This window comes from Kitasatospora sp. MBT66 (assembly GCF_000710405.2).
GTDB lineage: Bacteria > Actinomycetota > Actinomycetes > Streptomycetales > Streptomycetaceae > Kitasatospora > Kitasatospora purpeofusca.
Window position 1 is genome coordinate 23,758 of the sequence record NZ_JAIY01000023.1, and the last position, 14,993, is coordinate 38,750.

General features: G+C 74.1%; 14 protein-coding genes and 1 pseudogene. 5 read left to right on the forward strand and 10 right to left on the reverse strand.

Annotated elements, in window-relative coordinates; translation table 11 throughout:
* Positions 1-581: 581 nt before the first annotated feature.
* The 5 genes from BI06_RS44090 to BI06_RS44110 all read right to left on the reverse strand — a co-directional run bounded on the left by BI06_RS44090 (position 582) and on the right by BI06_RS44110 (position 6,028).
* Positions 582-1,094, reverse strand: a complete 513-nt coding sequence (locus BI06_RS44090; RefSeq protein WP_043478550.1) for an ATP-binding protein — start codon at positions 1,092-1,094, stop codon at positions 582-584.
* Between the two features lie 238 nt (positions 1,095-1,332).
* Entirely contained in the window at positions 1,333-2,253 is a 921-nt protein-coding gene (locus BI06_RS44095; protein WP_051743043.1) for a serine hydrolase, read from the reverse strand.
* A 163-nt stretch (positions 2,254-2,416) separates the two neighbouring features.
* Positions 2,417-3,358, reverse strand: a complete 942-nt coding sequence (locus BI06_RS44100; protein WP_051743044.1) for a hypothetical protein — start codon at positions 3,356-3,358, stop codon at positions 2,417-2,419.
* Positions 3,355-3,840 carry a SigE family RNA polymerase sigma factor gene (locus tag BI06_RS44105; protein WP_037783018.1) on the reverse strand — a complete coding sequence of 162 codons (486 nt, stop codon included), beginning with the start codon at positions 3,838-3,840 and terminating at the stop codon, positions 3,355-3,357. Before BI06_RS44105 ends, BI06_RS44100 begins: the two co-directional genes overlap by 4 nt.
* A 292-nt stretch (positions 3,841-4,132) precedes the next feature.
* Positions 4,133-6,028, reverse strand: coding sequence for a CocE/NonD family hydrolase (locus tag BI06_RS44110; protein WP_082559100.1), 1,896 nt, complete (start codon positions 6,026-6,028; stop codon positions 4,133-4,135).
* Positions 6,029-6,684: 656 nt separating this feature from the next.
* On the opposite strand from BI06_RS44110, the gene BI06_RS44115 reads away from it, so the two are divergent.
* A complete protein-coding gene (locus BI06_RS44115; RefSeq protein WP_233290554.1) occupies positions 6,685-7,680 on the forward strand; it encodes a serine hydrolase in 996 nt (331 codons plus the stop codon).
* A gap of 218 nt (positions 7,681-7,898) precedes the next feature.
* Here the strand turns inward: BI06_RS44115 and BI06_RS52130 are convergent, their stop codons facing one another.
* Entirely contained in the window at positions 7,899-8,060 is a 162-nt protein-coding gene (locus tag BI06_RS52130) for a hypothetical protein (protein ID WP_157855493.1), read from the reverse strand.
* 154 nt (positions 8,061-8,214) lie between these two features.
* Complete coding sequence (gene sigJ / locus BI06_RS44120) at positions 8,215-9,138, reverse strand: RNA polymerase sigma factor SigJ (RefSeq protein WP_043478553.1); 924 nt, start codon at positions 9,136-9,138, stop codon at positions 8,215-8,217.
* A 108-nt stretch (positions 9,139-9,246) separates the two neighbouring features.
* On the opposite strand from sigJ, the gene BI06_RS44125 reads away from it, so the two are divergent.
* Together BI06_RS44125 and BI06_RS44130 are read left to right on the forward strand one after the other, a co-directional pair.
* Complete coding sequence (locus tag BI06_RS44125; protein WP_030398539.1) at positions 9,247-9,645, forward strand: hypothetical protein; 399 nt, start codon at positions 9,247-9,249, stop codon at positions 9,643-9,645.
* Between the two features lie 58 nt (positions 9,646-9,703).
* Complete coding sequence (locus BI06_RS44130) at positions 9,704-11,338, forward strand: hypothetical protein (RefSeq protein WP_051743046.1); 1,635 nt, start codon at positions 9,704-9,706, stop codon at positions 11,336-11,338.
* Between the two features lie 18 nt (positions 11,339-11,356).
* Here the strand turns inward: BI06_RS44130 and BI06_RS44135 are convergent, their stop codons facing one another.
* A complete protein-coding gene (locus tag BI06_RS44135; RefSeq protein WP_030398541.1) occupies positions 11,357-12,211 on the reverse strand; it encodes an arylamine N-acetyltransferase in 855 nt (284 codons plus the stop codon).
* Positions 12,212-12,385: 174 nt separating this feature from the next.
* Positions 12,386-13,372 (reverse strand): zinc-binding dehydrogenase, encoded by a 987-nt coding sequence (locus BI06_RS44140; RefSeq protein WP_043478556.1) that lies wholly within the window; start codon positions 13,370-13,372, stop codon positions 12,386-12,388.
* 112 nt (positions 13,373-13,484) lie between these two features.
* Between BI06_RS44140 and BI06_RS44145 the strand changes: the two genes are divergently transcribed.
* Complete coding sequence (locus BI06_RS44145) at positions 13,485-13,841, forward strand: helix-turn-helix transcriptional regulator (protein ID WP_043478559.1); 357 nt, start codon at positions 13,485-13,487, stop codon at positions 13,839-13,841.
* 10 nt (positions 13,842-13,851) lie between these two features.
* On the opposite strand, the gene BI06_RS44150 is transcribed toward BI06_RS44145, so the two are convergent.
* Positions 13,852-14,457 (reverse strand): GNAT family N-acetyltransferase, encoded by a 606-nt coding sequence (locus tag BI06_RS44150; RefSeq protein ID WP_030398544.1) that lies wholly within the window; start codon positions 14,455-14,457, stop codon positions 13,852-13,854.
* Positions 14,458-14,682: 225 nt separating this feature from the next.
* Here BI06_RS44150 and BI06_RS52805 point away from each other — a divergent pair.
* Positions 14,683-14,993, forward strand: a pseudogene (locus tag BI06_RS52805) (lipase chaperone); the annotation flags it as partial.

Sequence of the window (14,993 nt, forward strand, 5' to 3'; positions counted from 1 at the left end):
GCTCGCGGCGCTCGCCGAAGCGGTCCACGACCGCGACGAACGCACCCTGCGCCGACTCCTGGCCCGCCTCGCCGAGCAGATCACCCTCGCCGACCTGCCCGGCCTGCGAGGCGCGCTCCAGGCGCGCCGCCGCCGCCCCGAGCCGCCCGAGCGGCGCCCGTGAGCTGTCAGACGCAGCGAAGGAGTATCAGACGCAGCGAAGGAGTGAGGGACCCCGCACGATCAGGACGGTGGCGCTCCCGCCGGTACTGACTTCGGCGGGACCGCGCCCCGGGTGCGGCAGGACGTCCAGGGGGTGCGCGGCGTTGATCAAGCACCCGTGGTCCCTGGTGGGGATCGTGCTGGTGGACGAGGACACCGGCGCGCCGATCGGTCCGGCCCGGGCCATCCGGCGCGGCCTCCCTGCACGCGCTGCCCGGGTTCGCCGGCTTCGTGCGCCCGGTCACGCACGTGCGGCGCCAGACCTGGGCGGACACCGTCAGCCGCAGCGTGGTGGTCCGGCAGGAGCTGATCGACCGGATCGCCCTGCCCCGCCAGCAGCAGTAGCCGGCGGTGGCGGAGCCCGCCTGAGAAACCACAGGTCAGGACGCCGCGGTCAGGAACCCCACGGCTGTCGCAATGTTCTGTGACAGGTCCATCACGCTGTCCAGCACCAGTCGGTCATCGACCCACGGAGCGAACTCTCCCCGCCTCCGCTCCACCGACTCCCACGTCGGCTCGTGGAAGCCGTCGATCTCCCGCGACCGGCCCTCGAGCCGCCGGCGATGCACCGCCGGATCCGAACACACCACCTCGGTGAACACCACCGGCACTCCACGACGAGACGCCAGCGACCGCCACTGCGCCCGCGCCTCCTCCACCGCGTTGACCGCATCGACGATCACCGTCTGGCCCAGGGCCAGCACACCGTCCGCCACGGCCTCGGCCACGACGTACGCGGCAAGGCCGGTCGGCTGACTGCGTGCCACCCCGGCACGCCACATCGCGGCCTCGATCGGATCCACCGACACAACGGGAGCGCCCAGTTGCCGCCCCAGCCCCTCGGCGATCGAGCTCTTCCCCGCCCCGGGCAGCCCGGCCATCGCGATCAACATGAGCCCAGCCTCGCATGCCCGGCCGACTGCCGACCGCCACCGCAGGACGACAGGAACTCGGACCACTCATCCAGCCACGTCGTCATCCACAGAATGTGACCATTGCCCTCCGAAGTGCTCCACGCGAGCCTGATCGGCAAACTCGTCCAGGACCTTTCGGTGTTCCTCCCCTGCTGGTGGGGAGGAACACCGTCCTGGTCCGGCCGCCGCCGGGGGCGTCCATCGGACGAGAGGTTGCTCACGGCGTTCGCACCAGGGCCTCGACCGCAGCCGCCGCGACCCGCTCGACGAGGGTGATGCCGGTCTCCTGGGTGGGCTGGCCGTCGGTGAGGACGACGGCGAGCAGGCTGTGGCCCTCGCGTTCGACGATGCCCACGCTGTTGACGGACCACAGGTGAGTCGTCCCGTCCGGGAGCCAGCCGTTCTTGAGCACGGGCGGGACGCCGGGTGCTCCTGCGGCGCCGACACCCCAGTTCTGTCCCTCATTGACAGTGCTCATGAGGGTCCGCAGGTACGACCGGGAGGCGGCGTTCAAGGGGGAGTTCTTGGTGAACACGGCCTTCAGGAGGGCGATCTGGTCACGAGCCGTGGTCCGGGTCAGTCCCCAGGGCACCCTTTGCCCGGCGTGCGCCGAGGAGAGCCCGAGTCGGGCGTTGGCGGCGTCCAGACCTTGGCGCCCGCCTATCTCGGCCCAGAGCTTCTGCGCCGCGTCGTTGTCGCTGGCGCGGATCATGTCGGAGGCCAGTTGCCGCTGGGCGGGGCTGAGTTGCGCTCCACGGTCCTGCGCCCGAAGCAGCAGGGCGGCCAGGATGTCGACCTTGACGATGCTCGCGGAGGTGAAGGTCTCGGTGGACGAAGTGGGCGAGCCGTAGGCGGCCGAGCGGCCCGAGGTGAGGTCCTCGACGGCGAGGGCGTACCGGCCCCGGTGCGTGCCGAGTCCGTCGAGCGCGAGACGTACGGCCTGTTCCGGCGTTGTCGTCCCCGTGGTGGGAGGCGCCGGTTCGGAGAGTGTGGCCGGCGCCGACGGGCTTGCCGGGGCTGCCGTCGGCAGCGCAGGGACAGGAGCTCCCTCGGCGGGGCCCGAGGTCGGGGTCAGGACGTGGGCGACCATCGCGGCGCCCACGAGTACGGGAATGGCGAAGGCTGTCCGGTGCTTCATACGGGTACTCGCTCTCCGATGTCCGGGCATGCGGACATCGCCTGTTGGCGGCCCGGGGCAGCCGAGGGCGGCCGAGGGCGGTCAAAGACGTGCAGGAATTGCCGGACGCGCCGCCGTGCGGGCGCGGTCCGGTGTCGTCGGCCTCAGGGGCGGCCGGTGCGGCTCACTTGCCGCAGGCTGTGGCGACCTTCGCGTTCTCGTCGATCTCGATCGGGAAGTCGTACGGGCCGCCGAGGTTCACGGTCCATCCGTGGGTGAGAGTTCCGGACGAGGGGTTGTCGGCGAGCCAGAACGGGGGAGTGGTGGAGGAGCAGGTCCCGGCGGTCGGGCCCTGGGCGGAGCGGAGGTTCGCGGTCACGAACTGTCTCCCGAGCCTCGACATCGCCGTGGAGTCACCGGACTTGGCGGCCGTCACCAGCCCGCCGTAGAAGCCGGAGACCGTGGGGTCGCCGACCTTGCTGCCGCCGGCGACCGTTCGGCAGGTCAGGTCGGTCACCTTCCCCGTGGACCCGTCGAAGGTCGGGGCGGGTGCCCGGTCGAGCCGTTCGACCCCCTGGTACAGCAGTACCTCGCCCGCCGCCAGCACGCCGTCGACCGAGGAACCGCAGGTCACGCCGGTGGAGTCGGCGCCCCAGATCCGTCGGTACGCCGACTCGTCGGCGAACAGGGCCGCCACCTCCACCGGGTCCACCTGGGAGCGGGTGGCCGGGTTCTGGTAGCGCAGGGCGGCGAGGAACAGGGTGTTCGTCGTTCGGGCCGGGTCGGCCGGTTTCGGGGCCGATGCCGCAGTCGAGGTGGAGGCGGAAGCCGAAGCCGAAGCGGAGGCCGAGGCCGATGTCGAAGCGGTGGGCGAGGGCGGCAGCACGACACTCGACGCGGTCGGTGCCTGGACGGGCAGCGAGACGCGGTCGTGATCGGGCCGGGACAGGAATCCCGCGCCCAGGGCCACGATCGCCACGGCTGCCGCCGCACCCGCCTGCAGGCGCCGGCGGCGCCGCCGTACCGACCCGATGAGGCCGTCGACGTCGTAGCTGTACGGCGGCTCCTGCCGCGAACGGTCGCGCATGGCCGCGGCCAGCTCCTGCTCCAGCTCGTGGTCCTTCATGCCGCCCCTCCGGAACGTGAGTGCACTGCCTGGGCGTCGACGGTCGACCTGAGTTTCGACAGGCCCCGGGCCACCTGGGACCGGACCGAGCCGGCCGAGATGTTCATCAGGTGGCCGATCTCCGCGTCGTCGAGGTCCTCGAAGTACCGCAGCACCAGGACGGTGCGCATGCCGATCGGAAGGGACTGCAGCTCGCGCATCAACGCGTCGCGGACCACCAGCCCTTTGTACGGATCGACGAACCCGTCCTCGACGCCGTCGTCCAGGGGTACTTCCTTGTGTCCGCGCAGCTTGCGCCAGCGGTCGTTGGCGAGGTTCACCAGGATCCGGCGGGCGTAGGCCTCCGGCGCGTCGGCGGAGCGGATCTTTCGCCAGTGCCGACAGACCTGTTCCAGCGTGGACTGCACCAGGTCGTCGGCCACATGACGTTCGCCGGTGAGCAGCAGCGCGGTCCTGAAGAGGGCCGAGGAGCGTGCATGCACGAATGCCGTGAAGGCTGGGACGTCAGCGCTTCGCATGGTCGTCCGGCCGGTCTCTGTCGAGCATCTTCGCCCCTCCCGAAGCCTCCTTGGCTCCCCCCGCCCTACCTGACGGAGCCCGGTCCGCGGCTGCTGCACGCGATCTTCGGTCGTGATGGATTCGTTATCTTCCGCGCGGGCTTCCGCACCCGTGGCCGGGGGCGGCCTGCGCAGACCGGACGGGCCGCCGGCGCGGGGTGCGCCGACGGCCCGGGGCCCGGTGCTGTGTTGTGCGGCGCCGCCGGGGCGCGGGCGCTCAGCCGACCACCGGCAGGTCGACGTAGGAGGGCCGGACGGCGCCGTGGCCGATGGTGTAGGCGGCCCTGCCGTCGGCGGGCCGCAGTTCGAAGGAGTCGGGGTTGGCGGCGGCGACGGTGAGCCGGATCCGGTCACCGGCCTTGAAGAGCACCGAGGTCGGCTGGAGGTCGAGGGTGACGCGCTGGGGCGTGCCCTGCGGGAACGGGGTGGAGTCGGCGGCCGCGAAGGTGCGCGGGGTGCGCAGCCGGCGCCAGTCGGGGTTGCTCCAGCGGGAGGACACGGCCCGGTCGGCGAGGGCGAGTTGGCCTTCGGTGATGTAGGTGACACGGCCGTCCGGGGCGACGTCCTCCAGGTAGACGTGCAACGCGCCGTCGCTCGCGCCGCTGACGCCCGTCACGTCGAGGGTCACCCGGCCGAGGCCGGTCACCCGGGTGTCCTGCGGGACGGGCGGGCTGGTGTAGCTGAGCAACTCGCGGTCGACGGCGGCCCGGTCGGGGTAACTGACCGGGTCGCCGCTGAGGTTGGTGTTCCAGCGGTCGAGCGGGCCGGTGCCGGCGGTGGGGGCGAGGGTCAGCGGGTCGCTGTCGGGCCGGCCGGGGGCCGGCGGCTGCGGCTTCCGGTCGAGGGTGTTGCCGTCGGCGAGGTAGAGCCGCCGGTTCGTCGTGCCGGGGACCGGCCAGCGGTCGGTGGTCCGCCAGGTGCCCTCGTTGAGGGTGTAGTAGTGCACGAGCCGCTCGCCGTCCGGGCGTTCATGGTGCTTGACGTAGCGGTCGAAGAACGCGACGGTGCGCTCGCCGATCTCCCGGCGTTCTGCTCCGGTGAGCGGGCGGCTGGGCAGGAACGGGTCGGCGAGGTACCCCTGGCCGTGGTTCCAGGGGCCGATCCAGCTCTCCTGGGTGTTCGACAGGCCGGTGAACTGGGACAGCACGCCGTTGGGCGTGCCCGCGTCCAGCCAGCCGGCGTCGGTCAGGACCGGGACGCCGCCCGCCTCGATGGCGCGGCTCCGCGGTGCCACGCCGGTGACCTCCCAGCTCTGCGGGCCGTTGGCGTAGTCCCGGTGCGCGCCGTCGCGGGCGAAGTCGACGAGGTTGGCGTTCCCGGCGTGCTCGGCGCGGGCGGCGTCGCGCAGCGCGGGGCCGTCCGGACCGTCGACGGGCTTGGGCGCGGTGCCGGTCAGCCCGTACTCGTCGCAGAGCCGCCGGGTCTCGTCGCTGGTCGCGCAGGTGGTGCCGCCGGTCCGGTCGAGGATCCGCAGCAGCATGCCGTAGACGGCGACCCGCGGCTCGATCAGCAGCCCGCCGGGGCGGACCAGGTCCTCGTAGGGGTCGAAGTCGTAGGAGTTCGGCGCGGCGGCGGTGATGTGGTGGTTGCGCAGGCCGAGGGCGAGCATCGCGGTGTCGCCGCCGTAGGAGACGCCGGTCGTCCCGACCCGGCCGTTGGACCACGGCTGGGCGGCGATCCAGTCGGCGAGCGAGCCGCTGTCGTTGATCAGGGTGGTGCTGAGTTCGGCCCGGAGGGTGCCGAACGAGGCGCCGGTGCCGCGCAGGTCGGTCACGACGTAGGCGTAGCCGCGGTCGTTCCAGCCGCTCGCCTTCCCGGCCCGGGGGTCGTTCTCGGGCCCGCCGGGGTGCTCGCGGGAGCGCCAGTACCGTTCGGTCTCCAGGACGGTGGGCAGTCGCTTGCCGGGGGTGGTGCCGGCCGGCAGCCAGACGTCGACGGCGATCCGGACACCGTCCGGCATCGCGACGTACAGCGAGCGCAGCCGCGGCAGTTCGGCGGCTGCGGAGGTCGGTCCGGGGGCGGCCGCGGCGGCCGGGGCGATCGCGCACGTGAGCGCGGCGGCCGCCGCCAGCAGTGCGGTCAGCGGCCGGCGGAAGAATCGGGGTGGTGGCACGGGGTCCTCCTTCTGGTGGCGACGTGCCGGGATCCCGTTCCGCGCGGAGACGGCGTTCCGGAACGTCGGGCGTCAGTGCGCCGGAGCCGGATTGTCCGCCAACGTGCGTACTGCGCAAGGGACTTGATGCTCATCGGTGAACGTCCGGTGCTCCCGGAGTGTTGCTGCGGGAGCGGGTCGGGCGTCGAGTGCGGCGTGCAACGTCCGCTCCCGTGGCCGGAGTCGGGCGCCCTGCGCCGAATCCTCGCAATGCCGTTGGTTGGCGCGACATCCCATGCTTGTGGGGGGTGAATCGGCCCATTAGGGGTACCCCGAACCCCTCGACTCCGGGGCCGTTCGTCCACGCGGACGGTTTGCGCGCCGATGGGCGGGCTGCCGGAACTCCGGGGCGCCCCGGCCCGTCGACCTGCGCGGGGACGGGGGGCGAGGGCAACGGACCTCAGGAGATCTGCATGACACGGCAGCGGGCACGGCAGCGGGCGGCACAGCGGCGGGCGCTTCGGCGCGGGGTGGGCGTGGCGGCGGTGGCGTCGGCACTGGTGGTGGGGACGGCGCTCCCGGCGGCGGCCGGTGCGACCGGCGGGACCGGTGCGACCGGTGCGACCGGCGTTACTGCGGTGACCGGCGGGAGCGGTCACGGCGGGACGAGGACGGCGATGGACACCGCCGTACGGACGGAGGGGCTCCCCGGGATGGTCGCCACCGCCCGCTCGGGAAAGGACAGTTGGACGACGGCGATCGGAACCGCCGACACCGCGACCGGGCAGCCCCGGTCGGCCCGGGAGCGGTTCCGGATCGGCAGCGTGACCAAGATGTTCGTCGCGACCGTGCTCCTCCAGCTCCAGGCCGAGGGGCGACTCGACCTCGACGACACCGTGGACCGATGGCTGCCGGGCGTGGTGAGCGGGAACGGGAACGACGGCTCGGCGATCACCGTCCGGCAGCTGCTCAACCACACCAGCGGGCTGTTCGCCTACGACGACGACCCCGGAATGGCGGCCGTACTGTTCACCCCGCAGTTCCTCAGTCGTCGCTACGACACCTGGACACCGGAGCAGTTGGTGCGGATCGCGGTGTCCCACCCGCCGGTCTTCGCGCCCGGCGCGAAGCGCGAGTACTCCAACACCAACTACATCCTGGCCGGGATGATCGTGGCCGAGGTGACCGGACACCCGTACGGCACGGAGATCGAGCGGCGGATCCTCCGGCCGCTGGGCCTCAGCGGCACCAGCGTGCCCGGCACCGCCAGCGCCGTGCCCCGGCCGCACGCGCGCGGCTACTCGAAGCTGTTCGGCGGGTCGCCGACACCCCTGGACACCACCGAGCTCAACCCGTCGACGGCCGGCGCGGCCGGGGAGATCATCTCCACGACCGACGACCTCACCCGCTTCCTGTCCGCGCTGATGCGCGGACGGCTGCTCCCGCAGGCCGAGTTGGACGAGATGCTCACCACGGAGGGCCCCGGCGGGCTGGGCATCGGCGGCGGGACGCTGTCCTGCGGGGTCGCCGTCTGGGGCCACGACGGCGGCATCCACGGTTCGTCGACGCTGGCGCTGGCCACCCGGGACGGGCGGCACTCCGTCGCGTTCAACACCAACGCCGACTGGTTCACCGGCAAACTGAAGCTCGCCGAGGCCGAGTTCTGCGGCTGACCCGGAGGAGATCCCGCGGCCGCCGAGCGGGAACGGCTGCGCCCGGTCCTGTCGGTCGATGGACTCCCGTGCTCGGACGGCATCGGTTTCCCGACGCCGGGGCCGTGCCGACGTCCGTGCGCGGACGAGTGCCGGCCGTTCGTGATCACGCCACGACGGCGTGGCCCCGGGCAGGTGAGCCCGGAGCCACGCCGTGAGGGTTCACCGAAGGAGGGGGGTCAGCTCTGGGCGCCGCCGGGGACCTCGGTCCAGCCGGTGGTCCACTGGCCGGTGTTGTAGTCGGCGTCCTTGGTGTACACCTTGCCGGTGGAGCCGATGGCGTAGACGTGCATGGTGTTGCCGGTGACGGCGCTGGTGAGGGCCTTGAGGCCACCCGGCATCCTCGCCGCCCTGCTCGACTTCTTCGAACAGACCTGGGCCACGCCTGGGTGCCAGCAGCCGTTTCGAAGCCGGCATCAAGGCTGCCCACAACGGCTGGCTCTGAGCCTCCCGCCGCCCCGGGCCGCCGCCCCGAACCTCGGGCCGCCCGAGCTGTCAGGCCGCCGTCCAGAGGCCGAGCTTCTCCGGGTTGCGGACCGCCCAGATGCGGGTGATCCGGCCGTCCACCACGTCCAGGGCCGCCACCGTCGCGGTGGCGCCGTCGCGTTGGGCGACCAGGCCGGGGCGGCCGTTGACGGTGCGTTCCAGCAGGACCAGGCCCGGGGCCCACTCCGCCATCTGCGCCAGGTACTGGGCGATCCGCTCGCCGCCCTCGACCGGCCGGACCACCGCGCTCACCAGACCGCCGCCGTCCGCGACCATGACGGCCGACGGGTCGAGGAGGCCGACCAGGGCGCCGATGTTCTTGGCCTCCCAGGCCTGTCTGAACTCCCGCACCACCACGGCGCTGCCGGGCGCCGGGGCGGGCGCGGCACCGACCCGGCGGCGGGCCGAGGAGGCGAGCTGGCGGCAGGCGGCGGGGGTCCGGTCGACGATCGCGGCGATCTCGGGGAACGGGTAGCGGAAGACGTCGTGCAGCACGAACACCACCCGCTCGGCCGGGGTCATCGACTCCAGCACCACCAGGAACGCCATGCCCACCGACTCGTCCAGGGTGATCCGGTCGGCGGGATCGGCCGGAGCGGCCGTCCCGACCGCCCACTCCACCGCGTCCGGCAGCGGCTCCGGCAGCCACTCGCCGACATAGCTCTCGCGCCGGACCCGCGCCGAACCCAGCACGTCCAGGCAGACCCGGCTGAGCACCGTCGTCAGCCAGGCCCCGGGCGAGGCGATCCCCGCCCGCCGCTCCGGCGTCTGCGCGTACCAGCGGGCGTAGGCCTCCTGCACGGCGTCCTCGGCCTCGGCCACCGAGCCGAGCATCCGGTAGGCGAGGCCGACCAGGTGCCGCCGCTCGCCGACGGCCGCGTCGGCCCCGTGCCCGAACCCCGTCCCCCGGTCGAACCCCGTGCCCGTGCCCATGCGCCGCCCCCGTTCCTCGCCGCCCGCCTCACACTTCGCGGACCTGTTTCGTCGAACCAGCGGGACACTACCGACCCACCGCCGCGAGGCAGGAAGAGGGACCGCACCATGGCCACCACGACGACGACCCCGCCCGCACGCCGCAGCCTCACGCTCCTCCGCGCCGGCATCGCCGCGCAGACCGTGGCGATCTTCTACCAGGCCGCCACCGCAGGCCTGTTGCTCTCCACCTCCTACGGCGAGACGCTGCACAGCGTGGGCGCCCGGGTGATGTACGGCGCCTCGATGGTCTACCTGCTCGCCGCCGTCCTGGCCTGGCGGCCCGGCGGCGGCCCGGCCCGGCCGATCCTGTACGCGACCGGCTTCCTCGTCCTCGCCTCCGTCCAGGTGGTCCTGGGCGTCACCCACCACCCGGCGCTGCACGTGCCGCTGGGGGTGCTGATGTTCGGCCTGAGCCTGCTCGACCTGGGCCGCAGCCTGACCGCCGGGGCGCGCGGCACCCGCTGAACGGAGTGGCGGGCCCCGGACCGCGGGAACTCCGGTGCTCCGGCGGACAGGAGAGGGCATGACCACTACGTCCCTCCTGCCGCGCCGGAGCGTCCTCCGGGTCCTGACCGGCGCCGCCGCCCTGGGCGGTGCGGCAGTCGCCTCCGTCCGCGTCCCCGGTTCCGCCGCCTTCGCCGCCGAGTCGGAGACCGAGCGGGAGACCGGGTCGGAGACCGAGCCCGCGACGTACACCCTGACGATCCGCCACCTGGGCCGGGACGGCCGGGTGCCGACGCGCTACCGGACCTCCGTCACCGGGATCTCCGGCCCCGGCGCCGGCCGGTCCGAGCAGCCCCACGACGCCTCCGGCACCGCCTCCGTGCGGCTGCCCGGCGGCCGCTACCTGCTGGAGAGCAGCCTCTGGACGGACCGGGTGCCGGACGGCACCGACTGGATCGTCCAGCCCCGGCTGGACCTCGACCGCGACACCACCGTCACCGTCGACGCCCGGACCACCGCCCCCGTCGACGTCACGCCGCCGGACGCCGCGGCCTTCCTCACCGCCGGGATGTTCATCGAGGTCACGCACGAGGGAGCGACCAGGATGGCCAGCATCGTCAAGGCGACGCCGACCCTGCGCACCGCCCATCTCGGGCCCGAGGCCGAGGCCGGCTCGGTCCGGCAGTGGTACGACTCCTACTGGACGACCCGCACCGGCGGCTACGCCCTCGGCCGGACCTTCTCCGGCACCCGCGCGCTGACCGGGCTCACCCACCACTACGCGGCGGCGGAGCTGGCCGCCCTGGAACTCCGCGCCCTCGCCCGCCCGGACCGCGGCGGAGCGGTGGCCGGGACCGCGGGCATCGACCTGTCGCCGACGCTCGGACCGGCCGCCGGGCCGAGCGTCGGCGCCTCCTGGTCCGTGCCGGTACCGGGGACGGCCACCGTGTTCGTCACGCCCCTGCGCGGCGCCTGGGACCTCGTGTACACGGCCCCCGCGGCGCCCGGCAGCCGCCCGAACCGCTACTTCGTCGACGGCATCGCCGTCCGGGCCGGAACCACCGCCGCCCACACCTTCGACAGCCCGGTCTTCGGCCCCGCGCTCACTGGCCGCGGCGGCGTGGAACGCGACGGCGACACCCTCACCGCCGACCTCCCGCTGCTCGCCGACGGCGACGGCCATGTGCCGACGGCGCCGTCCTTCGACACCGCCTGGGCCGGGCTCTACCGCGACGGCGCGCTGCTCCACGCGCGGTCCGGCGGGCTCGACCGGGCGACCTTCACCGTGCCGCCCGGCCCGTCCTCGTACCGGCTGGCCGCCACGGTGGCCCGCCGGGGCGCGACCGGTGCGACCACCCGGGTCAGCGTGTCGTGGACCTTCCGCTCGGCCACGACGCCAGGCCCGGCCCCGGTGCCGGTGAGCGTGGTCCGGTTCTCGCCCGGACTCGGCCCGGACGGCACCGCGCCGGCCGGGAGCCCGCTGCGGGTGCCGGTCACCGTGCAGGGCGCCGCCGCCGGCGGCCGCGTCCGCTCGCTGGCGGTCTCGATGTGCGCCGACGGCGGCCGCTCGTGGACCGTGCTCCCGGTCCACGAGGGTGCCGTCACGGTGCCGAACCCGGTGGCGGGCACCGCGGTCTCGCTACGGGCGGAGCTGACCGACACCGACGGCAACACCCTCGACCAGACCCTGGTGGACGCCTACCGCACCGGGTGACCCGGTCGGCAGCAGCCGCTACCGCTCCGGGCGGACGCCGGGCGGCGGGGCGATGCCGAACTCGGACTCCAGCAGCTCCCGCAGCGCCTCCGCGCCCTCGACCGGCTCCACCGTCACCGTGCCGTCCCGCGCGGTGCGGGTGAGGGTGGTGCCGTCCAGGGACAAGTGCCCGTCGACGTGCGTCCGTTGCACGAACAGGCGGCGGAACGGCGAGCGCGGGTGGGTGGCCACGTGCCAGTTGGCGACGCCGATGTCGGGCGGCGGCGCGGCGTCCAGGGTGAAGGACACCAGCTCGATCCAGGTGTCCCCGGACCGGGCCTGGAGCACCCACACCGGCGCCGGGCCGTCGGCCTCCTCCAGCACCAGCCGGTGCCGGCGGCCCCGGCCCTCCCGGACGAGTCCGGGGACCATCGGCAGCGGTTCCAGCAGGGCGTCGATCGAGCCGAAGCCGACGTCGACCAGGTACCGGCCCCCGGGCACCTCGCCACCGGGCCCCTGGTCATCCCCGGGCCCCTCGCCGTCCCCGGGCACCTCGATGCCCAGCACCAGGTGGGTGCGGGGCCGGATCTCCCCGGGGCGGGCGCCGACCCGCACCCGCCCCGTGTACCGGGTGACGCGGTAGCCGAGCTGCTCCAGCACGTCGGCGAACAGGGTGTTCTGCTCGAAGCAGTACCCGCCGCGCGAGCCGGCGACGAGCTTGGCCTCCAGATCGGTGAGGTCCAGCGAGGGCACGGTGCCGACCACCACGTCGATGTTCTCGAACGGGATGCCCAGCACGTGCGCGTACTGCAGTGATCGGAGCGTGTCGAGGGTGGGAGCGCGTTCGCCGTCCCACCCGATGCGTGCGAAGTACTTGTCGAGATCGACGCTCATACCGCCACCGTACGGACCGGACGCCGCCCGGGCCTCCGGCTGCGGTTCGGCTCGCCCTGGACCCTCCGACCTAGGTCCATTCCGCGACATCGGACAGGGCAGGCCAGGACGGGGTCAGAACCGGTCGGAAAGCGTCCTCCCTGGTCGGAGCCCGGTCGACGCCGGAGTCCCGGCTCAACCGCCGATCCGCACCACGTACTTGCCGGTCGCCCGCCGCTCCGCCATCGCGTCGTGCGCGGCCGGGACGGCGGACAGGTCGGGCAGCTCGGTGACGGGCAGCTCCAGACCGCCGTCCGCGAGCAGGCCGACGACCCGGCGGACGGCCCGGGCGAGCCGCTCGGGGGCCGTGGCGGCGAGGCCGCGGTGGCTGAAGCCGGTGACGGTCAGGTTGCCCGCCAGCAGGCGGGCGAGCGGGGGCAGGTCGGCGACGGCGCCGCCGCCCGCGTTGCCGAACAGCACGATCCGGGCCCCGGGCGCCGCCACGGCGAGGTCGAGTTCCAGGGCCTCGGTGCCCAGCGGGTCGAGTACGAGGTCCACGCCGCGGCCGTCGGTGGCGGTCCGGATCGCCTCCGCGAGCGCCTCGTCGCGGGCGAAAGCGTGCCGGTAGCCGGAGGCGAGCACGGCGGCGGCCTTGTCCGGGCGGCCGACGGTGCCGATCAGCCGGCCGCCGCCGAGCAGCGGGACGAGCTGGGCGAGGGCGTGGCCGATCCCGCCGCCCGCCGAGTGCACCAGGACGGTCTCCCCGGCGGCGAAGTGGCCGGCGTCGGTCAGCAGCAGCAGCGCGGTGGCCAGCCCCAGCGGGACGGCGGCGGCCTCGCGCAGCCCCACGCCGTCCGGGAGCGGCACGGTGAGCACCGTCTCGGCGGTCACCACCTCGGCGAGGCCCGCGCCGACGGGTGCGGCGACCACCCGGTCGCCGACGGCCAGTCCGGTGACGCCCTCGCCGAGCGCCCGGACGGTGCCGGCCACCTCCTTGCCCGGCCGGTAGGGCCAGTCGGCGGCGTACGCGGCGTCGCCCCGGCGGGTCATCACGTCGACGAAGTTCAGTCCGGCGAAGGCGACGTCGACCGTCACCTGCCCGGGGCCGGGCCCGGGCGTCGCGAGCTCCTGGACCTGCGAGTTCTCGGCCCCGCCGGGTGCGGTCATCACCAGTGCGCGCATGGTTGTCGGTCCCCTCGACTATGATGTTCGACGAACTACGAAATTGAACGCGGGACAGTGGTACCACGCAGTTTCGATGGATGTCGAACATCGCAGATCAGGGAGGGCGACCATGCCCCGCAGCACCCGCCGCCGACCGGAGCCCACCCACCCCGCGACCGAGGAGATCGACCTCCTCGACGTCCTGCACGCGCTCGCCGACCCCACCCGGATGACCATCGTCCGGGTGCTGCGCGCCGAGCCGGAACGCGCCTGCGGCACCTTCCCGGTGGACGTCGCGCCCTCCACCCTCAGCCACCACTTCAAGGTGCTGCGCGAGTCCGGCGTGATCACCCAGCGGGAGGAGGCCAACCGCCGCTTCTCCGCCCTCCGCACGGCCGACCTGGAGCACCGCTTCCCCGGGCTCCTGGACACCGTCCTCGCGGCCCACGCCCGCACCGGCCCGGGGGCCACGCCCGACGCGTCCTAGTCGAGGAGGGTCAGAGCTCCCAGGACCGGGGCCGGGCCAGCGCCTCCCACTCGGACCGGAGCAGGGACAGCACCGCGGCGTCGTACCGGCGGCCCCGGTGCAGGCAGGCCGAGCGTCGCACACCCTCCTGGACGAAGCCCGCGCCGGCCAGGACGGCGAGTGCCGGGGCGTTGCCGGTGTGGGTGACGGCCTGGAGGCGGTGCAGGGGCAGCTCCCCGAAGGCGAGGTCGACCAGCGCGTCCAGCGCGGCCGGGCCGTGGCCCCCGCCCCGGTGCCGCTCGTCCAGGAGCAGCGAGATCTCCGCCGTGCCGTCGGCGAGGTCCTGGTCGAAGAGCGCGATGTGGCCGATCGGGGTGCCGTCGGGCAGCAGGACCAGGAAGTCGTCCCGCTCGTTGTCGTCGCGCTGGCGCTCCAGCCGCTCCCGCAGGGCGGACAGGGCACGCGGCCAATAGCCGATCTGGTGCACGGCCACGGGGTCGGAGCGCCAGCGCTGCAGCAGTTCGGCGTCGTCCACGTCGACGACCGCGAACCCGATGCCGCGGCCCCGCCAGCACACCTCCCGGTCCGCCGCCTCGATGCCGTCCTCGGTCCCGGATGCGTTCTCACTGTCGGTCACGCGTGGATGCTACGAGCCCCGCACCGGCCGCCACCAGCGAATTTCCCGTCGCCGGGACGGGTGTCACGAACCCCCCCCGCCGGACCGCCGGGCGACCGTTACGCAGCCGATGAAGCGCTGTGACACGACCGGCCGGGGACCGCGACACGGGCTTCCTAACGTCATCCACGACGCACCGGCCACAGGGTGCCGGAGCCCGCGTCACCACCATGAAGGAGAGCTCGCATGGCTCTGCGTACGACCACGAACCGCGCCCGGCGGTCGGCCGCCGTCTCCCGGCTGACGGCCGTCTGCGCCCTGACCGGCGCCGCCCTGCTGGCGACCGTCACCGGCGGGCAGGCCTGGGCCGACGGCGGCGCGCCGGCCGCCCCCAGCGCGGTCGCCGCGCCCGTCACGCCCACCGCCACGCCCTCCGGCGCACCGGCCGCGCCGGCCGCCCCGTCCGCCGGGGCGGGCAGCGGCCCCGCCGTCAAGGCGCCCCAGCACCCGGAGCGGCCCCCGACGGCCCAGCCGCCCACCGTCGAGCAGGGCAAGGA